The following is a 25160-nucleotide window of genomic DNA, read 5'->3' as shown; positions in this document are numbered from 1 at the left end:
TGGCCCGGTGACGCGGCCCTCACTCCCGCGCGCCGGTGAACTCCGGCAGCAGGTACTCGTCCGCGGAGGGGGCCTTGTCGATGAGGCCCAGCTCCACGAGCTGCTGGGAGAGCTGCTCCCACCGCTCGCGCTTCATCGCGCCCAGGCCCCGGGCCTTCGTCTCCTCGGTCTCGATGAGCGGCTTCTGGGCCTCGGCCCCCGCGGCGAAGGTCTCCGCGTCCATCGTCGTGTTCAGCTTGCCCATCACCGCGTTGGTCGGCCCCGGGTTGTCCAGATACGCGCGCCAGCCCTCGCGCACGGCCGCCACGAACGCCTTCACCTGCTCGGGGTGCTCCTTCCAGTACTGCCGCCGGGTGATGACCACGGCGATGTACGGATTGAAGCCCTCGTCGGCCACCAGGAACACCGCCGGCGTGGCGCCCTGCCGCCTGGCGGCGATGGGCTCGGCGGTGACGAAGCACTGCTGGGCGAAGTCCTTGTCCGCGAGGAAGCGCGCCACGCCGCCGTCGTAGGGCACCACCTTCACCTTGTCGAAGCTGTACTTCTTCTTGAGAAAGGCCACATACGAGAGGCCCGGCTCCAGCGCCACCGTGCCCGAGGACAACACGTCCTGGATGCCCTTCGCCCCGCGGGACGCGTGGGCCATGATGGCGTGCGGCGACGTCTGGTACACCGCGAACAGCGGAATCACATCCAGGCCGCGAGCGCGCGCGGTGATGATTTCATCCGCGCCGCTGATGCCGAACTCGGCCTTGCCCGTGGCCACCATCTGCTGCACCGGCGCGCCCGCGCCGCCGCCCAGGATGTCCACCTCCAACCCATGCCGGGTGAAGGCCCCCGACTCGCGCGCCGCGTAGAAGCCGCCGAACTCGGGCTCCGCCACCCAGTTGAGCGCCAGCTTCACCTTGGCCGGAGCGGCCTTCCGTGGCGCCGGGGTGCCTGCCTGGGCGCCCTGGGGGGGCTCCTCCTTCTGGCGCGAACAGGCGCTCGCGGCCACCAGCAGCCCCACGCACCCCAACAGCTTCACCAGACGTCCGCTCACGTTCTGCCTCCCTTCCACGTGACTCAATTCCCCTGCGCCGACGGGTGCCAGCGCCGCAGCAGCCGGGCTCCCGTCAGGCTCACCGCCCCGAACAACACCAGCCCCAACCCCGACGCCGCCAGCACCGCCGCGAACAACAGGTCCGTGCGCAGCTGACGGTACGCGGCCAGCACCAGGATTCCCAGCCCCGCCGTGCCCTCGGAGAAGCCGGCGACGAACTCGCCGACGATGGCGCCGATGACCGACAGCCCCGAGGCAATCTTCAACCCGGTGAACAGGTGCGGCATCGCCGCGGGCAGCTCCAGCTTCCACAGCGTCGCGAAGCGCCCGGCGCCATACAGCCGGAACATGTCCCGCAGCGGCGGCTCCACCGAGCGCAGCCCGGTGAGCGTGTTGGCGATGACCGGGAACAACGAGACGATGAAGGACGACACCGCCACGGCGCGAGGGCCCGGGCCGAACCACAGCACCAGGAGCGGCGCGATGGCCACGATGGGCACCGTCTGCAGGAAGAGCGTGTACGGGTAGAGCGCGCGCTCCATCATGCGCGAGGACGCAAGCGCCACCGCCACCAGCACGCCCAGCACCGCGCTCAGCCCGAAGCCCACCAGGGCCGCGCGCCCCGTGGTGAGCGCCGCGCCCAAGAGCGAGCCCGCCTCCCGCGCTCCCACCGCCCCCACGGCCGAGGGCGGCGGCACCAGCCAGACCGGGACCTCGAAGAGGCGCACCGCGGCTTCCCAGAGCGACAGCAGCACGACGAGCGCCACCAGCGGAGGCAGCGCCGCGCGAAGGGCCGGGCGGTTCACCAGCGCTCTCCTTGCTCCAGCGCCTCGTGGAGCAGCCGGGCCTCGCGGGCGAAGGACGCCTCGGTGCGCAGGGCCGCGCCGCGCTCGGCGGGCAGCTCCAGCGTCCGGTCCAGCACCACGCGCGCCGGCCGCCGCGACAGGACCACGGCCCGCTCGGCCAGGTAGGCGGCCTCGGAGATGGAGTGGGTGACGAAGAGCACCGTCATCCCCAGCTGGCGCCACAGCGCGCGGAGCTGGTCATCCAGCCGGCCGCGCGTCAGCTCGTCCAGCGCGGCGAAGGGCTCGTCCAGGAGCAGCAGCCGGGGGCGGGTGACGAGCGCGCGCGCCAGGGACACGCGCATGCGCATGCCGCCGGACAGCTCGGCGGGGTGACGGTCCGTGGCATCCCCCAAGCCCACCTGCTCGAGCACGGCGCGCGCGGCGGCCCGTCGCTCCGACTCCGGCACGCCGGTCAGCTCCAGCGGCAGCGCCGCGTTGTCCAGCACCGTGCGCCAGGGCAGCAGGTGCGCGTCCTGGAACACATAGGCGATGGGGGCGCGCTCACCGGGCGTGCGCTCCAGCGACGGCGTGAAGGTGATGTGCCCGGCCTCCGCGCGGTCCAGCCCGGCCACCAGCCTCAGCAGCGTGGACTTGCCGCAGCCGGAGGGCCCGAGCAGCGCCACGAACGCGCCGGGCGCGACCTCCAGGTCCAGCCCCGACAGCACGGCGACGTCACCCGGGAAGGTGCGGCGCAGGCCCTCGACCTTCACGCGGACGCCCCCGCTTCCGGAGACGGGGGGCAGGGGAGCGGGGGGAGCGAGGCCGGGAGGCGCCATGGAGGGGGTGTTTCTAACCGCCCTGAACCCGCGAGGCGAGCGTGGATCTCGCGTCCAGGGCGGGGCCAAGGCGCCGCGTGGCGCTTCCTGGTCGACTTCGGTGACGGGCCCGCCGCCACGCCGGGGTGGAACAACCTCCACTCCGGCTCCACCGGTTCGTCGTTGAGCAACCTGGTGGACGGCGCGGGTGTGGGCTCGGGGCTGTCGCTCCAGCTGACGGACGGGTTCTGGCAGGGCTGGACGGGCGCCTGCAGCGGCGGCGGCACCACCGCGAGCACCGGCTATCCCGCGTCGGCCACGCGGGACACGTTCTTCATCGGCACCAACGAGGGGACGACGGACACGCAGGCGCAGGTCCGCCTCTCTCTGGGCTGGCCATCAAAGGCACCTGGCTTCCCGCAGCGCTCGGACGCGAACGCCCGACAGGTCGCCGCCATCGTTCCCTTCTCGGGAGGGCGCGTCCACAGCGTGAACGGCGTGTCGGGCATCTGCCGGCTGGCCACCGAGGACGTGCCCGTGTGGACCTTCCACGCGGCGGACGACGGCACGGTGCACGTGAGCGACACGGCTGCGGCGGTGAACGGCCTCAACGCCTGCTCGCCCCCGTCGGCGCCGGTGGTGACGCGCTACGAGAACGTGGGGCACGAGGCCTACTCCCGGGCCTATTACACGGACCACACGTACCACTCCCCGAACCTCTACGAGTGACTGCTCGCGCAGCAGCGTCCGTAGGGGATGACCCGAGGCCCCGCTGCTCGTACGGAGCGGGGCCTCCGCGCCTGCTGGACGCGCCGCCGGAAGTCGAGGGTGTCCACGGTGAGCCGCGACGCGTTCTGGCGGGCCGCCGTGCGTGGGGTGACGGCCGCTGCTTCGACGGACCCGATCGGGCCAGCTCAGCTCGTACCCTGGTCTGACGCCAGCCGGGGCAGCACGGCGATGAACGTCGTACCCTGGCCGTCCTGGGACGTCACGTCGACGGTGCCCCCGTGGGACTCGACGATGTGCTTCACGATGAAGAGCCCCAGGCCGATGCTGCGCCCCGTGTTGCTGTCCGCCGTGCGGGCGCGCTGGAGCGGACGGAAGAGCCGCTCGCGGGCGTCGTCGGGAATGGGCGGTCCCTCGTTGTGGACGGACAGGACGACGCGCGGTGCTTCGCCTTGGACACGCACCGTCACGCGCGAGCTGGCGGGGCTGTATTGAAGCGCGTTGCTCACCAGGTTGCCCAGCACCTGGGCGATGCGGTCCGAATCCCACTCACCGAAGGCATCCCCGTCCGACTCCACGCGCAGCTCCCGCTCCGGGTGGCCCATCTGCAGCTCCTCAATCACCTGCTGTGACAGCTCATGCAGGTCCACGGGCCGCCGGTGGATGGGCAGACCTCCGCCCAGGCGCACCTGGGTGAAGTCCAGCAGGTCATGCGTCATCCGCACCGCGCGCTCCGCCGAAGCCTGGATGCGCAGCACCGAGCGCAGGTTGCGCTCGCTCAGCTCCTCCCGCCGGGCCAGCACCGACGCTCCCAGCTGAATCGCGCTGAGCGGGTTTCGCAGGTCATGGCTGACGATGCCGATGAGCTGCTGCTCGAACTCCGCGCGCCGGCGCGTCTCGGCCTCCTGGCGCTTCTGCTCGGACAGCTCGTGCGCGATGACGGCCACGCCCACCGGCTGGCCCGTCCGGGCGTGGGTGAGGGTGGAGATGGCGTAGCGCACGGGCAGCCGCGCCCCCGTCCGGAGGTTTCGCGCCTGCAGCTCCCCCTCCCAGCGCCCCTTCGTCGCCACGCCGGGCAGGAGCGTGTCCTGGACGAAGGGACGGTCCTCCTCGGGGAAGTAGTCCAGCAGGGACGTGTGGCGCGCCGCCTCCTGTCCCGGGACGCCGAGCATCCGCTGGCCGGCCTCGTTGAGATACGTGATGCGGCCCTCGGTGTCCGCGATGCCAATCGCATCCGAGCTCTGCTCCACCACGACGGCCAGGGCCTTCCGCGCCTGCTCGACCTGGCGCTTCTCCTCGCGTGCCCTGGCCACGGCGAGGTTGCCCTCCACGCGCGCGAGCAGCTCCCGCGCGGAGAAGGGCTTCACCAGATAGTCATTGGCGCCCGCCTCCAGCCCCTCGACGGTGGCCTCCTCGCCCGCGCGGGCCGACAGCAGGATGACGGGGATGTCCGCCGTGACGGGCGAGGCCCGCAGCGCGCGCAGCAACCCGAAGCCATCCATCCCCGGCATCATCACGTCACTGAGCACCAGGTCCGGCCGTCGGGCCTTCACCCGCTCCATCGCCGCGAGTCCGTTGGCGGCCGTCTCCACCGCGTAGCGTCCGCCCAGCAGGCGCTGGACGTAGTCGCGCATGTCCACGTTGTCATCCACCACGAGCACCGTCTCGCTGGCGTGGGACGTCCGGTCTTCACGGCGCGCAAGCGGGGGCGCCTCGTCGTCGGTGACCTCGATGGAGGCCGGAGCCTCCAGCCACGTCCGCGCTTCGCTCACGAAGGCCCGGAGGTGGGTGGTGTGACCTGGCTCCTGGGGCTTCAGGTGCCCGGCGGGCAGGTGCGCATGGCCCAGGGGCAGCCACACGGTGAAGGTGCTGCCATGTCCCTCCACGCTGCGCACGGCGAGCCTGCCCCCGTGCAGCTTCACCAGCTCCTGCACCAGCGCGAGCCCGATTCCGCTGCCCTCGTAGCTGCGCCCGTGCGCGCCCTGCACACGGTGGAAGCGCTCGAAGATGCGCGGCAGCTCCGCTTCGGGGATGCCGGTGCCCGTGTCCGTCACCGACACCTCCACCCCGTCGTCCTTCGCCGCGCACGCGACGCGAATCTCCCCGGCCAGGGTGAACTTGAAGGCATTGGAGAGCAGGTTGAGGATGACCTTCTCCCACAGCTCGCGGTCCACCCAGACGGGCTCGGGGAGGGGCTCACACGACACGACGAGCCTCAGGCCGGCGCGCTCCACGGTGGAGCGGAAGGCGCTGGCCAGGTCCGCCGTGAGCGCGCCCAGGTTCGTGGGCGCGAAGGAGGCCCGCGTCCGGCCCGCCTCGATGCGCGAGAAGTCGAGCAGCGTGTTGACCAGCTTCAAGAGCCGCAGCCCGTTGCGGTGCACCGTCTCCTGGCGATGCCGCTGGCGCGGCCCCAGCGGCTCCTCGGCGTCGCGCAGGCCGTCCTCCACCGGGCCCAGCATCAGCGTGAGCGGCGTGCGGAACTCGTGCGAGACATTGCTGAAGAAGGTCGTCTTGGCCCGGTCCAGCTCGGCCAGGGCCTCCGCGCGGCGGCGCTCCTCTTCACGGGCCCGCGCGGTGGTCACCGCCGTCGTCACGCCGCTGGCCACCAGCTCCAGGAAGCGGCGATAGGCCTCGTCCAGCGCCCGACGGGGGCTGATGCCCAACACCAGGAAGCCCAGGGGCAGGGCTTGTCCGGGACGGGGCATGGGCAGCACCACCACGGACGTGGTCGCCTCGGGCCAGGGGCCACCGGGCAGCGGCCCCAGGGACTCGGGGAGCTGCTCGAGCCGCAGCGACTCTCCGGTGTGTGCCACGCGGGCCAGGGGCCAGGTGTCCGGGCGGGGCTCCTCATCCAGGAGGATTCGGGCGGGGGCCGCGCGGCTGTCCGACGGCAGGCCGCTGAGCGCCACGAGGCTCGCCGTGCGCTCCGCGTCATCGGTGAGGTAGAGCAGCGCGAGCGGCACGTCGTTCAGGTTGCCCGCGAGCACGCGCGCCATCTCCCGGCACGTGAGCTCCGGCGTCGCTTGTCCCAGGGCCGTGGCGCTCAGCTCGGAGAGCGTGCGCAGCCTGCGCTCGTTGAGCACGCGCTCGGTGGTCTCGGTGAGCGCGGCGAAGATGCCGCCCACGCCGCCGGACTCGTCGCGGATGGGGCTGTGGCTGTAGGAGAAGTAGCACTCCTCCACGTAGCCGTTGCGGTCCAACGGCATCATCAAATCTTCCACGCGGATGGGCTCGCCGGTGGCCTGGATGCGCTCCCAGCCGGGGGCGAGCATGGTGTCCCACACCTCCGGCCAGGTGATGGAGGCCTCCTGTCCCAGCGCGGCGGGGTGCTTCGTCGCGCCGCAGATGGGACGGTAGGCGTCGTTGTACATCTGCACGTAGCGCGGGCCCCACGCCAGGTAGAGCGGGTAGTTGGACGCCAGGACGATTCCCACCGTGGTGCGCAGGGACTGCGGCCAGCGCTCCACCGGGCCCAGGGGCGTCTTCTCCCAGTCGATGCGTCGGAGCAACGCGCCGCACTCGCCGCCGCCGCGCAGCACCTCCTCCACGGCTCGGGGGCCCCTCATCGCGCCAGTCCTCCCGCGGCGCTCTCACCCGACACCCGGCAGGGCAGGTGCACCGTGAAGGTGGCGCCCTGGCCCGGCGCGCTGCGCACGTCGATGGTGCCCCCCATGGCCCGGACGTTCTGCCGGGTGACGTACAGGCCCAGGCCCAGGCCGCCGTAGTGGCGTTCGGAGACGGCGCGCTCGAACTTCTCGAAGATGCGGTCCATGGCCTCCGCAGGGATGCCGATGCCTTCGTCCCGGATGCTGAACCAGGCGTGCTCCGCGGTGCGTCCGGTCCGCAGGTGGACGGGGTGGCCCTCGCCGTACTTGAGGGCGTTGGCGAGCAGGTTCGACACGGCCTGCTCCAGCCGCGCGCGGTCCCACTGGCCCACCACTTCGCCCAGCTCCGTGTGGATGGGGGTGCTGGTGCGCTGGGATTCGGCGTCGAAGCGCAGGGCCACCTCGTGGAGCAGCGCGCCCAGGTCCACCGGCTCCGGCTCCAGGCGCAGCTGGCCTCCGCTGATGAGCGTGACGTCGAGCAGCTCGCCCACCAGCGTCGACAGGCGCTTCACCTGTCGCTGCATGACCTCCAGGTCCGCGGGCAGCCGCTCCAGCAGCTGCGGGCCGCGGCCTTCCTGGGCCACCCGGGCCAGCGTCTGGAGCTTCAGGTGGAGCGGCGTCAGGGGCGTCTTGAGCTCGTGGCTGGCCACGGCGAGGAACTCGTCGCGAATCCGGATGGCCTCGTCCATGGCGACCAGCAGTCGCTCTCTTTCCTGTTCGACCTGTTTGCGGTCGGAGATGTCGATGACCGAGCCGATGTAGCCCAGGAACTCGCCCGCCGATCCGAAGCGGGGGCTGGCCGAGTCGATGGCCCAGCGGTACCGGCCGTCCTTGTGTCGCAGCCGGTAGTCGAGCTGGAAGGGGAGGTGGTCGGCGTTGGCGGCGAGGAAGACGGTGCCCGCGCGCTCGGCGTCGTCCGGATGCACGGCGCCGAGCCAGCCGAAGCCCAGGCTCTCGGCCTCCGTCTGCCCGGTGAACTCGTACCAGCTGCGGCTGAGATACAGAGAGCGGCCGGTGACGTCCGTCACCCAGAGCATGACGGGGGCGTGGTCCGCCATGTTCCGGAAGCGGGCCTCGCTCTCCTGGAGGGCGCGTTGGGACGCCTTCTGGGCGGTGACGTCCCGCATGGTGACGAAGACCCGGTCGCTGTGCTCCGGCGAGGGCCGGGTCAGGGTGAGCATGACGTCGACGTGGCGGCCTCGCAGCGTCTTGAGCACGGTCTCCAGCTCCAGGCGCGTGCCGCCTTCCCAGAACATGACGAGCTCGTCGGTGAATGCCGCGGCCGTCTCCGGGAGGAAGATGCGGGAGAGGGACAGGCTGCCCATCACCTCGTCACGGCCGCGCGCCTCGAGCAGGCGGGCGGTGGCCTCGTTCACGTCCAGGACCTCCACCCAGCCCGCGGCCTCCATCACGAAGCCGGGATGCTCCGCGAGCCAGGCGCGCAGGTCCGTGACGCCCGATGCGCGCAGGGCGTCGAGCGCATTCGTCACGGCGGTGAAGTCCTCCACCCAGAGGGAGACATCCACTGCGTCGAAGAGCTCCGCGTCCCGTGTGCCCCTGGCTGTTCCAGCCCCACCCAAATGTGCCTCCTCGGTACCCCGCTCGCGTGGCCCTGGGTTATCAGCCCGGCCGGGTCGGCCGTGTCACAAAGATTCTGGAGTCGCCAGGAGTCAACGAACAGGCATCTTCCGGGCGTCCACTGCTCGGACGCCTCCTCGGTGGGCCGGCGCCGGACGCCCGCCCGGACGCCCGGGGGGCCGGGCCTGGCTCCGCGTGGCGCGGAGGCGCACGGGCGATGCCATGCGCGTGCGCTCCCGTGTCCGGGACGCGGTGGGATGACTTGTCATTGATAGGGATTGGAGGACGAGGCTGGAGTGGGCAGGGGCCTGACCCGCCGCTGGTTTCGGGTGACCCCCGTGGCGCGAGGCACTAAGAGGGGCCTCCATGTCCCGTCCCTGGGCGACATACGCGCTGCTCTTCCTGGGCTTCTTCGCGGTGCTGGCGGCGTTCCCCGTCTACACCCCCTTCGATTCCAAGCTGACGCTCCCCACCACGCTGTCGCTCCTGCGCGAGGGGAACATCGCCCTGGACGAATACGCGCCCACCTTCCAGGTGCACCAGAACGGCCTCTTCGAGCGCGACGGCCACTACTACAACTACTTCCCCCTGGGCCCCTCGCTCGTCGCCGTGCCCATGGTGGCGCTGGTGGATGGCTTCGTGCGGCTCGTCACCCCCGTGGGCGGCCTCCACCCGTCACTGGGCAGGTCCCTGGCCCACTGGCGCCACCTCCACGACACCACCGGCCTGGTGGACCTGAACGCGTGGAACGAGCCGCAGCGCTACTTCGCCTCCGCGGTCACGGCCCTGGCGGGTGTCGCCATGTTCGTGCTCGGCATGTCGCTGAAGCTGTCCCGCCGTCGCGCGCTCCTGCTCGCCGCCGTCTTCGTCTTCTGCACGCCGCTGCTCTCCACCGCCAGCCGCGCCCTGTGGCAACACGGCCCCTCGCTCCTGTTCCTCACCCTGACGCTCGTCTGCCTCGTGCGCGCACGGGACAATCCCGCCGTCGTCGGCTGGGCGGGCCTCCCGCTGGCGCTCGCCTACGTGATGAGGCCGACCAACGGGCTGTCCGTGCTGCTCTTGTCGCTCTACGTCGTGTGGACCTACCCGCGTCAGGCCTGGAGGTTCTTCGCGAGCGCGCTCCTGGTGGCCATCCCCTGGGTGGCGGTGAACCAGGTCCACTACGGCTCCGTGCTCGCGCCCTACTACGAGCCGCAGCGCCTGGAGTGGTCCTCCTCGCGCGTGGCCGAGGCCCTGGCCGGCAACCTCGTGTCCCCCGGCCGCGGGTTGTTCGTCTTCACCCCCGTGCTGCTCTTGAGCGCCTGGGGCCTGTGGCTGGACGTGCGCGCCCGGACCTTCACCCGCCTGCACGCCGTGCTGCTCGCGGTGGTGGCGCTGCACTGGTTCTCCATCTCCACCTTCCCGCACTGGTGGGGAGGGCACTCGTATGGCCCGCGCTTCTTCACGGACATGGTGCCCTACCTCGTCTTCTTCCTCGTCCCCGTGGTGCGCTCGCTCCAGTGGAAGGGCCCCGAGGCCCGGCGCGGACTGACGGCCACCTTCGCGGTGCTGGCCACGCTGAGCCTGCTCATCCACATCCATGGCGCCAGCTCGCGCGCCGTGTATCGCTGGAACAGCCTGCCGCTCGACGTGGACGAGCACCCGGAGCGGCTCTGGGATTGGACCGACCCCCAGTTCCTCGGCCGCCGCTGAGACACGGGGCCTCCGTGCCCTGGTTGGCTGGGGGGCGCTGTCCTATCCTCGCGCGGTGCATCCCCGGTGCACCGCACCCTGTCCCAGGAGCCCCGCCCGTGCCGACGTCCGCCCCGCCCCGTCGAGAGCCACCCCAGGGCCCGTGGGCGCGCTTCCTGGACTTCATGGAGCTGACCTCCCCCGAGGGGAAGTGGGGGTGGGGCCTGGTGCTCGGCCTGCTCGTCATCGGCTTCTGGCCGCTGGCGCTGCTGGGGGTCCTGGACGTGAGCGGGACGCCGCGCAAGGTGCTCGTCGCGCTGGGGCCCGCGTCCATCTGTCTGGGATTGGCCCTGCTCGTGCTGGTGTGCGGCTACCGGTATGGCGAGTCGCTGCGCATGTCGCGCGGCAAGACCTGGGGCCTGGCCGCGCTGTTCGTGGGGCTGGGCCTGGCGGGGGCCGCGGGCCTGTGGTTCAGCGAGAGCTGAGCCCCGAGGGGGCGCTCAGCCCGCCTGGTCCGCGCCCTCGAAGGTGACCTTCGCGCGGTTCATCACGTACTCCACCGCGAGCAGGTACCAGCCCATCTCCGCCAGCCGCTTCGTCGTCTCCGGAGACTCGCGCAGGGCGGCGTGGGCATCCGCGGCGGTGAGCCCGAAGGGCTCCATCTGGAGGGCCACCAGCTGCTCGAGCTTCTCCGGCGTCAGCTGGAGCTTGTGCTCCTCGGTGACGGCCTTCAGCACGATGCCGATGTGCAGCCGCCGCTCGACGTCCGCGCGCGTGGTGTCGTCCGTGAGCCAGCCCTCCAGCGCCTCACGCTGCTCGTCCACGTCGAACTGGTGGTCGACCAGGCCCTGGCCCTCGGCCTGGACCCAGCGGCGGCGCAGCTCCTCGTCCACCAGCGCGCGCGGCAGCTCCACCGGGGCGCGCTGGATGAGCTCGTCCAGCACCAGGTCCCGCGCCTGCACCCAGAGCTCGGCGGCTCCCTGGTCCTCCAGCTCCTCGCGCAGGTGGTTCATCACCTCGTCCAGCGTGGCGCCCATCCCCAGCTTCGCGAGGAACTCCGGGTCGCTGTCCGGCAGCGGCGTCACCTCGTGCGCTCCCAGCACGTCCACCAGGAATCGCGCGGGCTTTCCCCGCAGCGACTCCACCGGGTAGGTGTCCGGAAGCTCCAGCGCGACCTGCAGGGACTCGCCCACCTTGCCGCCCTCGGCCAGCGACTCGCTGAGCCCGGGCAGCATCTCGATGGGCGCCAGCTCCGTCGTCAGGCCGAAGCGCGAGGAGAAGGGGATGAGCCGGCCATCGCAGTAGCCCACGATGTTGAGCTTCACCTCGTCGCCCAGGGCCAGCGGCTCACCCGCCTGCCGCTCACGCGAGGGGGAGACGGCGCGGTGCTTCTCGTGGAAGGCGCGCAGCAGGTCCTCCTCCGTCAGGTCCGGCGGCGTGGGGACCAGCACGGAGATGCCCTCCAGGGAGGGCGCGCTCACGGTGGGCAGCTCCAGCGCCTTGGCGGACACGAGGCTGACCACCGGGCTCATCTTGAGGAGCCGCTCGACGCCCTGACCTGCTCCTTGAGACCCTTGCTTGCTGCTCACGAATGCTCCCGGGAGATAGGCCTGCCAGCGTCCGCGCCAATGGGGGGAAAAGCGACGGCTCGGCATGGACCAGGGCATAGTCCAGCCGAGCCGCTCTGACAAACCCCGCGATGGGGTCGCTGCTCTAGAAGAAGGCGCCCACGATGCTGGACACCGTGGAGACCGCGGCGCCCACCTGGCTGACGATGGGGATGTTGGTGGCGGCGGCGATGGAGCCCACCGCGGTGATGACCGACGTCACCTTCTTGCCGGTGCTCGCGTTCTTGTCCATCAGCGTCGCGCCCGCGTTGGCCACGTCGACCGCGGCGATGGCCACGTTGACGCCCGGGGCGAAGCGGCCCAGCGTCTTGGCGGCGGTGCCGGCGGCGGCCTTCGCGCCCTGCTTGAGCGCGGCCTCACCGACCTCGGAGCCCGCCGTCTTCAGCAGCGCCTTGGCGGCCGTGCGCGGACCGGTGCCCAGGCCCTGGGCCAGGGTGCTGGTCGCCTTCGCCGTCTCGGAGGCGGCGGCCTTGACGGCCCGGCTGACGCCCTTGGCCGTGCCACCCTCGAACAGGCTGGTGGTGGCCGCGTTCTTGACGGCCTTGAGCACGTCGTCGCTGGCGTTGGGGAGCGTCTTCTTGAACGCGTCGACGGCCTTCTTGCCCGCCTCCAGCTTCTCCTTGAAGACGGTGCCGCCGAGCACGCCGCCCATCACCTTGCCGCCCAGGATTCCGCCCGTCGCGGCCGTGATGCCCGCCTTGGTCGCGTCCAGCGAGGAGCGCGTGGCGGCGAGGATGTCGTCCTTGCTGCCGGTGCGGATGGCCTGGCGGATGTCCTTGATGGCCGTGGCGCCCGACATCACCGCGCCGGGGATGCCCGCGTAGCGCGCGGCGGCCTTCATGCCGGCGCCCAGCTTCGTCAGGCCCTTGAACTCACCCGCCTTGTAGGTGGGGTTGCTGACGAAATCGAGGTTCTTGCCCGTCAGCAGGCCCTCGGCGCCGTTCTTGATGTTCTTGATCTGCTGGAAGGCGTCCTTGCCGTACCCGAAGGCCTTCGCGCTCTGGGTGGCGACCGCCGTGGCGCCCTTGATGAGCCCCTTGTTGTCCTCAACCGTCTTCTTGACGTCCTGCACCGTCTTCTGGACGTTCGTGCGGACGGTGTTGATGGTCTTCCGGATGTCGAAACCCATGGTGGGGCCTCACGAATTCAAAAAAGAAGGAACTTGCCGGGATTATCGCGATCAGCCCGCGGGAGTTGCGTCGGGGTTGGTCCGAAAACCATATTGAACGGATGGTTTTTTATCCTGACTCCGTGTAAAAGCCGGAACTCCACAATCACCCTCATTGAGCACGTGTCCTGGCGCCCCCCGGCCCGGGCCGCGGCAGGGAGCGGTATGCGCAAGCTGTCCATGGTGGGCGTCATGTTGTGCGGAGCATGGGTCTCAGGCTGCGATGGCGGGCTCCAGGAGCCCATGTCCCAGCCTCCTTTGGGGGGCGCTGGTGGCACCGCGGCCTCCGTCTCTTCCAACCGCCAGGCGGTGGTCTCCCCCGCGCTCGAGGCGGCGCTCGCCTGTGTCGAGGGGTACGTCGCGGCGGGGACGTGTGATTGGGCGCACTGGAGCGAGATGTGGGAGACGTGCAGGACGTACGAGCACGCGGAGCTCGAGGACGGCCTGTTCCTGGAGGAGGTCCAGTCGGACGCCTGCACGGCGGACAACTGGGCCGCGCTGCGCGCGAAACTGCTCGCCCCGCGTCTGGCGCCCGTGGTCCTGCGCGACGACTGTCACGGCGACTCGACCATCCTCCAGGAGTCCTCGGCCAACGGTTGTTACGCGCTCCCCGCCGGGGCGGGGGCCTCGTACGTCGACGTGGCCATCGGCAAGGCGGTGACGCTGCATGCCGGGGCGGACTGCTCCGGGGACTCGGTCACCGTCGAGACCAGCGCCAACCTCTGTGAGACCTCGTTCGCGAGCGGCGCGAGCGCGAACGACGGCGTGCGCTCGTACCGGGTCCAGGACGTGGAGGCCCCCGCCTCGCCCTACCGGTACACCTGCTCCGCGTCGGAGCCGGCGTGCGTCGAGAACCACAACAAGCGGCTGGGCGCCATCAACAAGAAGCACACCGTCAAGGTCGTCCGTGTGACCTACGCGGGGCGGAGCACCCCCTCGCTGTCCGACATCCGCAACAACGTCCGCGACCTCTACTCGTTCTTCGGCGTCGCCTCGGGCGGGCAGGTGGGGCTGGAAATCACCGCGTCGCAGACGGTGGAGGTGACGAGCGCGAACTGCTCGAAGGCGAAGAACCAGGCGGTCCAGAAGGCCCGCTCGAACGCGTTCCTGACCGTGTACTCGATGCCCAGCGGCATGTGCTCCGTCTCGAACGCGGGCTCCAACCGCGTCTTCCTCAAGGGGGGCCTGTTCCGTGACTATGCCCACGAGGTCGGCCACGTGCTGGGGCTGGCGCACGGCAACACCCGCAACCCGACGACGGGTGAGGTCGACCACTACGGTGACTCGAGCACGTACATGGGCAGCAACGGCTCGGACAACTACAACCTCCCGCAGCTGCACTGGCTGGGGTGGACGAAGAAGGAGGACCTGGTCCAGGTGAACTCCGTCGTCGACAACGGGGGTACCATCGACATCACGCTCCGGCCGGTGGGGCGCAACGCCGAGAGCAGCAACCCCCACCCGCTGGGGGCCGTCTGGGACATCCCCGGCACGGACCAGCGTTTGTTCATCGCCGTGCCGAAGCCGCGCCTCAATGGTTCGAATCAAATCGAGGGCGGCACGGTGTTCGTCTATCGCGCACCCAAGTGCGTGGGCTGCACGGGCATGGCCATGGGGACCATGGTGATGGCGCGGTTCGGCGCCGAGTCCGTCAACGAGCACGAGGTGCAAGGCCTGTTCATCCGGCCGGTGCCTCCCAATGATGACTACGTCGTCATCCGCGAGGACGGCAAGAACATCAAGGTGTTCAACTCCGTCACGCTGCGCATCCGCAGGTAGCCGAGGGGGCGCGGCCGGGACGGGGGCGTCTGGTTCGTCCCTCCGTCCTGGCCGTTCTCGGGAACAAAGTCGTTCCGGTCCGTGTCGATATGTACGAACGTACACATGCGGGAGCTGTCCCGTGTGGGGGGCTCGTTCGAACCTTCGATTCACGCTCCGGGGCGCTCACGTCGAGGCCCTGCCGTGGCAGGAGTCTCCGTGGTGAAGCGCCGCAGTGACCCGGCCCGACGCGACCGCATCATCGACGCGGCGCTGGAGGTCATCGCCGAGGGAGGGGTGGCGGGGACGTCACACCGGCGTGTCGCCGAGCGGGCGGACGTGCCGCTGGGGTCGATGACCTACCACTTCACCAGCATGGATGAGCTGCTTCGCGAGGCCTTCACCCGCTTCGCCGAGCGGGTCAGCGAGCGCTTCGCGGCGCGGCTGTCGGCGGTGGAAGACCGCGAGCAGCTGGCGGCGGCCATCGTCGAGCTGGTGCACGAGGACCTGGTGGCGGGGCCGGATGACCTGGTGCTCACGCTCGAGCTGTACACCCTCGCGGCCCGGAAGCCCGCCTTCAGGCAGATCACCCACGACTGGATGCGCCGCAGCCGCGCGGTGCTCGAGCGCCACGTCGACTCGCGGACGGCCCACAAGCTCGATGCGCTGATCGAAGGGCTGTTCATCCACGTCAGCCTCGACGCCACACCGCATGGCCGCGACGTCACTCGCGACGCCGTGCTCCGATTCCTCTCCCCCTAGAGCCGCCTCATGAACTCCTCCCTCCCTCCGTCGGTGCCTCGGGCGCACCGCGCGGCCCGCGCCGCCGTGGCGGTGCTGTTCCTCACCAACGGCGCCATCCTGGCCAACCTGCTGCCGCGCTATCCGCAAATCAAAGCGGACCTGGGGCTCACCAATGCGCAGTACGGGCTCGCCATCGCGTCCTTCCCCTTCGGGGCGTTGATGGCGGGGCTCGCCGCGGGAGCCATCATCCGTCGCTTCCGCTCGTCCCGGGTCGCTGTCGCCGGCACGGTGCTCACGGGGCTGGGCCTGCTGCTCGCGGGCCTCGCGCCCTCGTGGGCCGCGCTCGCCGTGACGTTGTTCCTGGCGGGCAGCATGGACGCCATCACCGACGTGGCGCAGAACGCGCATGGCCTCCGGGTGCAGCGCCTCTATGGCCGCTCCATCCTCAATTCGTTCCACGCGCTGTGGAGCGTGGGCGCGGTGATGGGCGGGCTCATGGGCGGGCTGGCGGCGGGGCTCGCTGTTCCACGGGGCCTCCACCTGGGGCTCTCCGCGCTGCTCTTCTCCGGCGTCTCGCTGACGGCCTTGCGCTTCCTGTTGCCCGGGCCCGAGCCCACCGAGGCCTCCGGGGCCGCCGCGCACGCGGAGGGGGCTTCCGTGAAGCGGGGAGCGGGGCGACTGCGGCTCGTGTTCTCGATGGCGGCGCTGGTCCTGATTGCCAGCAGTGGCGTGCTCGTGGAGGACGCGGGGATGACGTGGGCGGCGGTCTATCTCTCGGGCACGCTCGGGGCGAGCGTGGCGGTGGCTTCGTTCGGCTACGTGGCGCTCGTGGGGGCGCAGTTCATCGGGCGGCTGTTCGGGGACCGGCTCGTCGACCGGTTCGGACAGCGGGCCGTGGCGCGGACGGGCGGCGCGCTCGCGGCGCTGGGGATGGGGGGCGCGCTGTTGTTCCCCTCGGTGCCCGCTACCATCGTGGGCTTCGCGTTCGCGGGCTTCGGTGTGGCCACGCTGGTGCCCGCGGCGATGCACGGCGCGGACGAGCTGCCCGGGTTGCGGCCCGGCACGGGCTTGACGGTGGTGAGCTGGTTGATGCGATTGGGGTTCCTGCTGTCGCCCCCCGTGGTGGGGCTCATCGCCGACGCGGTGGGGCTGCGCCTGGGGTTGCTCGTGGTGCCGCTCGCCGGGGGGCTCGTGATGGCGCTGGCGGGTGTGCTGTCGGCCAGGCGCGTGACAGCGCCGCGGGGCGGAGGCTGAGCCGCGCGCCCGCATGAGGGAGCGGCCCACTCGGTGGAACGCAAGGCAGGACCCGGGGTGTCTGAAGGCGACGCCCCTGGAGGCCTCGTGTGCTGACCTTCGTGATGCTGACCCTGCTGGCCGCGCCTCCCGTGGAGGTCGAGGTCTTCGTCCCGCTGTGTGACAACGCGTTGATCGAGTGTGGCCGGGCTGCCGCCGGGGCTCCGCGCGCGCTGGAGACGAACCTCTACTGGGGCGCGATGTACGGCGCGGAGCGGTACCTGTCCCGGGCTCCTGGCTTCAAGGTGATGAGCCGCGAGCCGGGGCCCGAGGGGAGCGTGGTGCTGCGTGAGCTCATCCTCGAGCGGACCCCCGCGAAGGGGGAGCGACCCGTGCGGCTGAAGCTGCTGGCCTACGCAGGCGACGCCATCGACACGGCGCTGGAGGACTTCCTGCGCGCGGCGGCGGGCGCCAGTCGCGCCGACCTGCTGGTGTGGGCCGGGCATGACCGGCTCATGGACCGCGAGCCTCCCCAGGTGAAGGTGCCACCGGGCGCCACGCCCCGGCCCGTGGTCGTCCTGGCCTGCATGAGCGAGCAGTACTTCGGCCCGGTGTTGAAGGCGCTGGGCTCGACTCCCATCGCGCTCACGCGGACGTTGATGGCGCCCGAGGCCTATCTGCTGGAGGCGCTGGCCACCACCGTGGCGCGGCATGGGCCCACGGAGCCCACCGCCCTGCGCACGGCGCTCGTGGAGGCGTATGCGCGGTATCAGCGCATCTCGCCGCGTTCCGCGGGCTCCGTCTTCTCGAAGCCGCCCCCGACGAAGGCCGCGCCATGAGCGCGCAACAGGCGAGGTCTCCCTGGCCCAAGGGCGCCACGTTGAACGCTTCGTGTGCGGGAAGGACGGTCACGCCGGTGGAGTGACTCGCTGGCGCCGTGCACGCGGTCATCCAGGAGTCTCGACTCCCGATGGACCGAGGGGCGCTTCAGCGAGCCACCTCCGGCTCGCTCCTCACCGGGCGCGCTCGACTCCGGCGGGCGGGCGGAGAACTCCCAACCGGACAGGGCCCGGAGGCGCTCATCAGCGAGCCACCCCCGGGCCACGGCGCATCGGGCCGCTGTGACGACTACGGACTGGTGGAGAAGCTCCCCGCCCAGGCCCCGTAGGACAACGTGGTGATGCCGTTGCGGGTGCTGGCCGTGTAGCTGCTCTGCCCGGGTCGGATGGTGACCGTCATCGTGCCGCCGCTGGAGGCAATCGCCCCCGCGTGCACGCCGGCCGCGCAGGCGTTCGAGTCATCCGTGTAGATGTCCGTGCCCCACACCGTCCCGCTGCTGGTGGCGGGGCAGCTGCAGCGGATCTGCGTCCCGTTCTGCCCGCGGTAGGACGTGAAGTCGTAGGTGGAGCAGGCCTGCACCGGCGTCGTGTTCGTGAACGTGAAGCTCCCCGGCCAGGCGCCGTAGGAGAGCGTGGTGATGCCATTGCGGGTGCTGGCCGCGTAGCTGCCCTGGCCCGGCTGGATGACGACCGTCACCGTGCCGCCGCTGGAGGCAATCGCCCCCGCGTGCACCGCGGCCGCGCAGGCATTCGAGTCGTCCGTGTAGATGTCCGTGCCCCACACCGTCCCGCTGCTGGTGGCGGGGCAGCTGCAGCGGATCTGCGTCCCGTTCTGCCCGCGGTAGGACGTGAAGCTGTAGGTGGAGCAGGCCGCGACGCCGCCGGTGCCGTAGAGGGCGTCCAGCGCGGTGATGTCGGAGCTGGTCCACTCGCCCGTCTCCGTCGAGCGGAAGCAGGAGTTCATGACGGAGCCGCCCACGGTGGCCGTGGTCGGCGTGCCCGGGATGTGGATGGCGCCCACGCCCGCGTCGCCCTCGTCACCGCCTGCGCCGCAGCTGATGCTGCGGTTGTAGTAGTCCGAGTGGCGGAAGCCGATGGCATGCCCCAGCTCGTGCGTGATGACGTGCTCGTTCACGTCCGCGCTGTAGGCCTGCAGGCCGGTGCCGATGTTGATGATTCCATAGGGCAGGCCCCCCGAGGGGAAGCCCGCCGAGCCGCCCGTGCCCGTCGTCGTCTGCGCGGTGATGTTCGCCGTGCAGCCGGTGCTCGGTCCGCGCGCGAAGGTGAGGCGCAGCCCCCGCTCGTTGTAGTTGGCGATGGCCAGGTCCAGGCCCTGGCTCAGCATGCTGTAGGTGTTGAAATCGGGCGTGGGGTTGACGCAGATCTTCGTCACGCCCGTGCCCACCTGGTTCGTCGTGCGGTACTGCTCCGAGCTCTCGTCCAGGGACTGGAGCATCTCCCGGGAGGCCTCCAGCGTGACGTGCGCGTCACGACCGACGTACACCTTGCCGTCGGCGATGAGGAGGTCGTCGACGCGGAAGCCGGCCTCCACCAGGTTGGAGACGATCTCCTCGTTCTCCATCTCCGGGTCGACACCGCAGCCGACCCACAACGCACCACAGCTGACAGCGAGGACTGCTGCCTTCTTGAACATGGGGCCCTCTCATCTCTGACCGCGGGGAGCGCGCCGCCGGCCTGGAGTCCCATGCCACCGGGCGACGCTCCGGGAGCATCTCTCCGGCCTAAACAGTAAATAGCTGTAAAAATTGATTAAGTTGAATATTGGATTCTCGGGGAGGTGCGAGGGATTGCTAGAGTCGAGACATGCGTCCGAGCGTGCGGTGGTCCCGGGGAAGCGTGTCGCGAGTGCTGGTCTGGTTCGTCAGCCTCCTCGTCGTGCTCATCGTCGTGGCCCTGGTCGCGTTCGACCTGTTCATGCGCTCGCGATACGAGCCCACGCTGGCCGCGCAGCGGCAGGACGTCGTCGCGCACCTGGACCTGTTCTGCCGGGAGCAGGAGAAGCTCGCCGCCGACCCGTGGTTCCGCGAGCCACGCCCTGACGGGGACGCGGGCCCCGTGCTCAACGCCTGGGTGCACTGGGAGAGCCCGGGCCCCGCGATGCCCGCGGACTCACCGCTCCAGCTTCCCGCGCACCTCAAGGAGAAGAAGACGCTGGAGGAGTGGTTCGCCGCGGACCCGGACCTGTCCTCGCTGCGCTTCGAGTGGATGCGCGAGCTCCAGCGCTTCGACCGGTGGGACCTCGCGCGCAACCTCCCGTTCCGGCATGAGGAGCCGTACAACATGATGACGGCCCCGGTGCCCCACTTCATCGCGCTGTTGGAGTGGTCCAAGCTCCGGCTCCTCCACGGCGTGAAGACAGGGCAGCCCCTGGAGGCCGCCCGGGACGTGCGCCACCTGGCGTGGCTGTCGTATCGGACGGACACCCTCATCGGCGCGATGATTGGCAACGCCCTGCTGGGGCAGGAGCGCCAGGCGCACGCGCTGATGAAGCAGCCTCCCGCCGAGTGGACCCCGATGAGCCAGGCGCAGGGCGACCGCATGCGCGCCGTGTTCTGGGCGAGCACGTCGTTCTCCAGCATCGTCGCGCCCGTGGACGTGGCCCGCAGGGCCCGAAGCTGCGGCTCGGCCATCACCCGCTGCACGGGACTGGTCGAGGCCAGCAACTCGGCGAGATACCTCCAGCCCATCGCCGAGCCGTCGTATCGCGCGGCCTACGCGGAGCTCCAGCAGGAGCTGGCCACGCCCTGTCCCACCTCCATGCTGACGATGCTCTGGGAGCGCGGCGTCACCATCGACGACCGCCAGTCCACCGGCGGCGCCATGCCCGAGCAGCCGACGTGGATGCGCGGCCTGCCCCGGCGGCATGCCAGCAAGTACATCGCCGGAACCCTGCTGGCCATCGGCGGGCCGAACATCGACCTGCTCAAGAAGCTGCCCCAGGCGCCCGCCGCGCCGGGCTCCGCCGAAACCCAGCCCTGAGCCGCGTGGGGCTCCAAGGTGGGGCGGACACAATCCATGACGTCCCCGCGCGGTGACCTCGCGGTGTCTGGCTTCTCCGAGGAGGGGCCGATGCCAGGGGTGGGGCCGCACGCGCGGGTTGGGTCGACCTGGGTGGTGTCTGATGTGTCATTGATGTCACCTCGAGTGCTCGCCGAGCCGTGACATTCTCAGGGAAGTTGAAACGCGTGTGTCTCTCCGCGCTACAAATTCCACCCTCGTGAAAGGCCATTTGTCCGAGGAGAGGAAATGAACGGAGGGATTGATCTGCCTGAACAATCTCGTCTACCTTGTAATCGAGGGGAGGGCCCGTGCGCTTGCGACAAGGCATTGGCCCGGCGCTCGCCGAGCGCATCCATTGGGGACGTCAGAGGGTATTCATGGAGGAGCGCCTTTTTCGGCCGATTGCCATTGTCGGCATCGGTGCCGTATTCCCAAAGGCATCCAATCCCCAGGCGTTCTGGGAGCGGGTGCTGACGGGGCCCACGGCCATTCGGGAGCTGACCGGGCGTGAGCTGCGGTTGGACGGGTACTACGCGGCGGACCGCACGGCCGCGGACCGCACCTACTGCAGGCACGCCGCGCCGTTGGACGAGCTGACGCTCGACTATCGGAAGTACCGCATCCCTCCGAAGGTCGCGCAGGACATGCACCGCACGCAGCTCGCGTTCCTGGAGGCGACGGCGCAGGCGCTCGAGGATGCGCGGGGCGTGATGGACACGGTGGCGCCCGAGCGCGTCGGCTTCACCCTGGGCTCCCTGGGCGGAGGGCTTCGTCCGGACACGCGCGTGCGCACCCGCTTGCTGGACATGCGGGAGTGTCTCTCCCGGGCCCTCGCCGAAGCGGCGCTCCCGGCGTCCCTGGCCTCCGAGCTGCTCGAGGCCACGTCCCAGCAGGTCGAGCGCGAGCTGGCGGGCATCACCGAGGACGAGGCCATCGCCTCCTTCAGCAGCGTCTGGGTGGGGCGGGCCGCCAAGCTCTTCAACCTCCGGGGGCCTCACGCGACGGTCGACGCGGGCTACGCCTCCGCGCTGGCCGCCATCCAGACGGCGTGCGACCAGCTCAACGCGGGCGACTGCGACGTCGCGCTCGCGGCGGGCTGCAGCCAGCTGCTCACCCCGCATGACCTCATCGCGTTCAGCAAGCTGGGAGGGCTGTCCGACTCCACGCTGGCTCCGTTCGACCGCCGCGCCAACGGGACGCTCCTGGGGGAGGGCGTGGGGGTCTTCGCGCTCCGGCGCCTGGATGACGCGCTCGCGCGCGGCGAGAAGGTCTACGCGGTGCTGCGCGGCCTCGGCGCGGCCTCGGATGGCAAGGGCAAGTCGCTCATGGCGCCCAACTCGCGGGGCCAGGTGCTCGCGATGCGCCGGGCCTACGCGCAGGCCGGCTATGCGCCCCAGGACGTCCAATACGTGGAGTGCCACGCCACGGGCACCAACCTGGGCGACCTCACGGAGTTCCAGAGCCTCCAGGAGGTGTTCGGCGCAAGCGCCCCGCGGGGCGCCATCCGACTGGGCGGCGTGAAGGAGCTGACGGGCCACCTGCAGGCGGCCTCGGGCGCGGCGGGGCTCATGAAGACGGCCCTGGCGCTGCACCACAAGTTCCTGCCGCCGCAGCACTCGTTCCGGGAGGCCGCGGAGGGCATCGACCTTTCGCGCTCCGCCTTCCACATCTCCAACCAGGGGCGGCCGTGGCCGGAGGTCCAGGAGGGGCCGCGACGTGCCTCGGTCAGCGCGTTCAGCTTCGGCGGCATCAACTACCACCTGACCCTGGAGGAGTTCTCGCCCGCGTACCACCAGGCGCTGGCGCGCACGCTCCGGGCGCCGCAGCTGGCCGAGCCCATCGCCATCGTCGGCCTGGGCGGCGTCTTCCCTCAGGCGGAGAACCCCGCAGCGTTCTGGGAGAACCTGCTCCAGAAGCGCTGCGCCATCGGTGAGATTCCGGACGAGCGCGCGCCCATCGACCGCTACCTGGACCCCACGCGGCAGAGCAAGGTGCGGCCCTACACCAACCTCGCCGGCTACATCGTCGACGGCGCCTGGCCCCAGGCGCGCATCCGCGTGCCGCCCAAGATGTCCTCGCAGATCGACCGGGGACACAGCTGGACGATGAAGGCCGCGCTCCAGGCGCTTGAGGACGCCGGGGCGACGCGGCAGCAGGTCGACCCGTCGCGCGTGGGCGTGGTGATGGGCTACCTGCCGCCGCTCGAGCGGGAGTTCCAGACCCAGGCCCGCGTGTACTACGCCGAGTTCGACGCGCGCCTGGCCGAGCAGCTGGAGCGCCACGGGGTCGACGCGGCCACGGCCACGAAGCTCCGCGCGTCCGCCGAGGCGCGCTACAAGAGCGAGCTGCCGCCCATCACCGAGGACACGCTGCTTGGGTACCTGGGCAGCCTGGCCGTGGGACGCGTCGCGCACCACCTGGACTTCCAGGGGCCGATGCTCATGGTGGAGTCCGCATGTGCCTCCAGCCTCGCGGCGCTCGACATCGCGATGAACCAGCTGCGCACCCGGCAGTGCGACCTGGTGCTGGTGGGGGGGATGTACGCGTCGCTCGGCGTGGATGCGCTGAGCCAGTGCTGCTCCTTCGGCGGTCTGTCGCAGAAGGGCTCGTTCCCGTTCGACGCCAGGGCGGACGGCTACATCACGAGCGAGGGCGCGGCGCTCATCGCCGTGAAGCGCCTGTCGGACGCGGAAGGAGCGGGGGACCGCATCTACGCCGTGGTGCGCTCGGTGGCCGGGGCCACGGACCCGAAGAACGCCTCCATCTGGGCGCCTTCCTCGGAAGGACAGGTCCAGGCGGTCCGCAGGGCGGTGGAGAAGGCGGGCATCCGCGCCACCGATGTCCAGTACGTGGAGGGCCACGGCACGGGGACGCCCGTCGGTGACCCCATCGAGGTCCAGACGTATCAGGCCGTCTACGGCCGGGCCGCCTCCGAGGGGAAGCTGTTGCTGGGCTCGGTGAAGTCGAACGTCGGCCACCTGAACTCGGGCGCCGGCGCCGTGGCGCTGACGAAGGTCGCCCTGGCGCTGCACCACCAGCAGGTTCCGCCGAACATCGGCTTCGAGACGCCCAACCCGCGCATCCCCTGGTCGCAGGTGTCCTTCGAGGTGCCCACGGAGGTCCAGCCCTGGGTGATGGATGGGCCGGGGCTTCGTCGCGCGGGCGTGACGTCCTTCGGCCTGGGCGGGACGAGCTTCCACGCCGTGCTGGAGGAGTACCCGCGCAAGCCCGCGCAGGACGCGGTGAAGGTGACGAGCGCGGAGCCGACGCGGCCTCCCTTCCTCGCGCTCTCCGGTACGAGCCGCGAGCACCTGTGTCAGCAGGTGGCGCGTCTGCTCCAGGCGGTGGAGCGCGAGCCAGGGATGGACCCTCGGAGTGGGCCCAGGGCGGATGCGGCCCTGCCGTGCCGACTGGCGATGACGCTGCCTCGGGGGCAGGGGGCTCGCAAGGCGCTGGAGCGCGCCCGGACGTTGCTGGCGGGCACGGGCTCGCCGAGCCTTCCGGAGCAGGGCCTCTTCTTCTACGACGTGCGCGACGCGCGCCAGCTCCACACGGGGAAGGTGGCGGCGGTGTTCCCGGGACAGGGGCCGCAGTACGCGAACATGCTGCGCGAGCTCGCGGTGGAGTACCCGCTGGTCGCGAGCACGCTCGCGGAGGCGGATGCCGCCTTCTCGGCGATGACGGGGCAGTCGCTCTCGAGCACCTTCTGGGTGCCTCCTGGCACGGAGGAGGGCTATCGCCAGGACGACGACACCGTGCACGCCGCCGTCTTCGTGGCGAACGTGGCGCTCTACCGGCTCATCCGCGCGCAGGGCATCCGGGTGGATGTGCTGTTGGGACAGAGCGCGGGGGAGTACGCGGCGCTGGCCGCGAGCGGGGTGCTCTCCTTCGAAGAGGCGCTGCGCGCGGTGTACCGGCGTACCCGCGCGGTGACCGGGCTGCGCGTGGAGTCCCCCGGGAGGATGCTCAGCGTCAGCGGGGACTTCGACCGGCTGCGCCGGGTGTTGCCCGAGGCGGGCGGCTACGTGACGGTGGCCGCGGAGAATGCTCCGGGGCAGGGAATCGTCGCGGGCGAGGTCGAGGCCGTCGAGTTCGTCGCGCGCTGGTGCCGCGCGAACGGGTTCGAGGTCCGCGTGCTCCCGGTGTCGCACGCGTACCACTCACGCATCATCGCCGGCGCGGTGCCGCTGCTGCGCGCGGAGCTGGAGCGGCTCACCTGGAATGCTCCCCAGCTCCCGGTCCTCTCCAGCGTCCATGGGCGCTACTACGCGCCCGAGACGGACGCGCGCTTCATGGCCCGGCACCTCGCGCTGCAATACGTGCTGCCGGTCCACTTCGGTCAGCACGTGCGGCGGTTGCACGACGAGGGCACGCGGCTGTTCATCGAAGCCGGGCCCAAGTGGTCGCTGACGGCGTTCATCCAGTCCACGTTGAAGGGTCTGCCGTACCTGGCGCAAGCCAGCAATCACCCCAAGCTGGGCGAGGTCGAGCAGTTCCACCGCCTCCTCGCCTTCAGCTACGCCCACCATCTGCTCCGCGAATAGGTC

At 70.8% G+C, this 25160-nt stretch carries 17 protein-coding genes; 9 read left to right on the top strand and 8 right to left on the bottom strand.

Translation table 11 applies throughout. The features are described 5' to 3' along the window. Positions 1-19: 19 nt before the first annotated feature. The 3 genes from OWM54_RS08200 to OWM54_RS08190 are packed head-to-tail and all read right to left on the bottom strand — an operon-like array spanning position 20 to position 2597. A complete protein-coding gene (locus tag OWM54_RS08200; protein WP_267697131.1) occupies positions 20-1042 on the bottom strand; it encodes an ABC transporter substrate-binding protein in 1023 nt (340 codons plus the stop codon). A 23-nt stretch (positions 1043-1065) separates the two neighbouring features. Beyond that, positions 1066-1848 carry an ABC transporter permease gene (locus tag OWM54_RS08195; protein ID WP_267697130.1) on the bottom strand — a complete coding sequence of 261 codons (783 nt, stop codon included), beginning with the start codon at positions 1846-1848 and terminating at the stop codon, positions 1066-1068. Further along, positions 1845-2597, bottom strand: coding sequence for an ABC transporter ATP-binding protein (locus tag OWM54_RS08190; RefSeq protein WP_141324717.1), 753 nt, complete (start codon positions 2595-2597; stop codon positions 1845-1847). The genes OWM54_RS08195 and OWM54_RS08190 overlap by 4 nt, the downstream gene beginning before the upstream one ends. A 228-nt stretch (positions 2598-2825) precedes the next feature. Between OWM54_RS08190 and OWM54_RS08185 the strand changes: the two genes are divergently transcribed. Continuing rightward, a complete protein-coding gene (locus tag OWM54_RS08185; RefSeq protein ID WP_267697129.1) occupies positions 2826-3371 on the top strand; it encodes a hypothetical protein in 546 nt (181 codons plus the stop codon). A 185-nt stretch (positions 3372-3556) separates the two neighbouring features. Here the strand turns inward: OWM54_RS08185 and OWM54_RS08180 are convergent, their stop codons facing one another. Together OWM54_RS08180 and OWM54_RS08175 are read right to left on the bottom strand one after the other, a co-directional pair. Further along, positions 3557-6934 carry an ATP-binding protein gene (locus OWM54_RS08180; RefSeq protein ID WP_267697128.1) on the bottom strand — a complete coding sequence of 1126 codons (3378 nt, stop codon included), beginning with the start codon at positions 6932-6934 and terminating at the stop codon, positions 3557-3559. Next, the gene (locus tag OWM54_RS08175; RefSeq protein WP_267697127.1) at positions 6931-8499 is read right to left on the bottom strand and encodes a sensor histidine kinase; all 1569 of its coding nucleotides are present in this window, start codon (positions 8497-8499) and stop codon (positions 6931-6933) included. The genes OWM54_RS08180 and OWM54_RS08175 overlap by 4 nt, the downstream gene beginning before the upstream one ends. A gap of 418 nt (positions 8500-8917) precedes the next feature. On the opposite strand from OWM54_RS08175, the gene OWM54_RS08170 reads away from it, so the two are divergent. Both OWM54_RS08170 and OWM54_RS08165 read left to right on the top strand, forming a co-directional pair. Beyond that, a complete protein-coding gene (locus tag OWM54_RS08170; RefSeq protein WP_267697126.1) occupies positions 8918-10243 on the top strand; it encodes a hypothetical protein in 1326 nt (441 codons plus the stop codon). A gap of 98 nt (positions 10244-10341) precedes the next feature. Further along, positions 10342-10707, top strand: a complete 366-nt coding sequence (locus OWM54_RS08165) for a hypothetical protein (RefSeq protein ID WP_223748847.1) — start codon at positions 10342-10344, stop codon at positions 10705-10707. Positions 10708-10722: 15 nt separating this feature from the next. On the opposite strand, the gene OWM54_RS08160 is transcribed toward OWM54_RS08165, so the two are convergent. Both OWM54_RS08160 and OWM54_RS08155 read right to left on the bottom strand, forming a co-directional pair. Then, entirely contained in the window at positions 10723-11811 is a 1089-nt protein-coding gene (locus OWM54_RS08160; protein WP_223748848.1) for a peptidylprolyl isomerase, read from the bottom strand. Between the two features lie 124 nt (positions 11812-11935). Next, the gene (locus OWM54_RS08155) at positions 11936-12979 is read right to left on the bottom strand and encodes a hypothetical protein (protein WP_267697125.1); all 1044 of its coding nucleotides are present in this window, start codon (positions 12977-12979) and stop codon (positions 11936-11938) included. A gap of 282 nt (positions 12980-13261) precedes the next feature. Here OWM54_RS08155 and OWM54_RS08150 point away from each other — a divergent pair, with 282 nt between their 5' ends. From OWM54_RS08150 to OWM54_RS08135, 4 genes are all read left to right on the top strand, one after another. After that, the gene (locus OWM54_RS08150) at positions 13262-14797 is read left to right on the top strand and encodes a hypothetical protein (RefSeq protein ID WP_267697124.1); all 1536 of its coding nucleotides are present in this window, start codon (positions 13262-13264) and stop codon (positions 14795-14797) included. A gap of 201 nt (positions 14798-14998) precedes the next feature. Next, positions 14999-15538, top strand: a complete 540-nt coding sequence (locus OWM54_RS08145; RefSeq protein WP_223748851.1) for a TetR/AcrR family transcriptional regulator — start codon at positions 14999-15001, stop codon at positions 15536-15538. Between the two features lie 9 nt (positions 15539-15547). Next, positions 15548-16774: an MFS transporter gene (locus OWM54_RS08140; RefSeq protein ID WP_267697123.1), complete on the top strand. Its 1227-nt coding sequence runs from the start codon at positions 15548-15550 to the stop codon at positions 16772-16774. A gap of 89 nt (positions 16775-16863) precedes the next feature. Further along, positions 16864-17592 carry a hypothetical protein gene (locus OWM54_RS08135; RefSeq protein WP_267697122.1) on the top strand — a complete coding sequence of 243 codons (729 nt, stop codon included), beginning with the start codon at positions 16864-16866 and terminating at the stop codon, positions 17590-17592. Positions 17593-17881: 289 nt separating this feature from the next. On the opposite strand, the gene OWM54_RS43220 is transcribed toward OWM54_RS08135, so the two are convergent. Continuing rightward, positions 17882-19246 carry a M57 family metalloprotease gene (locus OWM54_RS43220; RefSeq protein WP_324289054.1) on the bottom strand — a complete coding sequence of 455 codons (1365 nt, stop codon included), beginning with the start codon at positions 19244-19246 and terminating at the stop codon, positions 17882-17884. A 170-nt stretch (positions 19247-19416) separates the two neighbouring features. Here OWM54_RS43220 and OWM54_RS08120 point away from each other — a divergent pair, with 170 nt between their 5' ends. Together OWM54_RS08120 and OWM54_RS08115 are read left to right on the top strand one after the other, a co-directional pair. Then, positions 19417-20592 (top strand): hypothetical protein, encoded by a 1176-nt coding sequence (locus OWM54_RS08120; RefSeq protein WP_267697121.1) that lies wholly within the window; start codon positions 19417-19419, stop codon positions 20590-20592. Positions 20593-20990: 398 nt separating this feature from the next. Continuing rightward, entirely contained in the window at positions 20991-25157 is a 4167-nt protein-coding gene (locus tag OWM54_RS08115; protein WP_267697120.1) for a beta-ketoacyl synthase N-terminal-like domain-containing protein, read from the top strand. Positions 25158-25160: the final 3 nt, after the last annotated feature.

This window comes from Myxococcus sp. MISCRS1 (assembly GCF_026626605.1).
In the GTDB taxonomy this organism is placed as follows: Bacteria; Myxococcota; Myxococcia; order Myxococcales; family Myxococcaceae; genus Myxococcus; species Myxococcus fulvus.
Note: the sequence above shows the minus strand (reverse complement) of the source record. Positions and strands in the feature narration are given on the sequence as shown.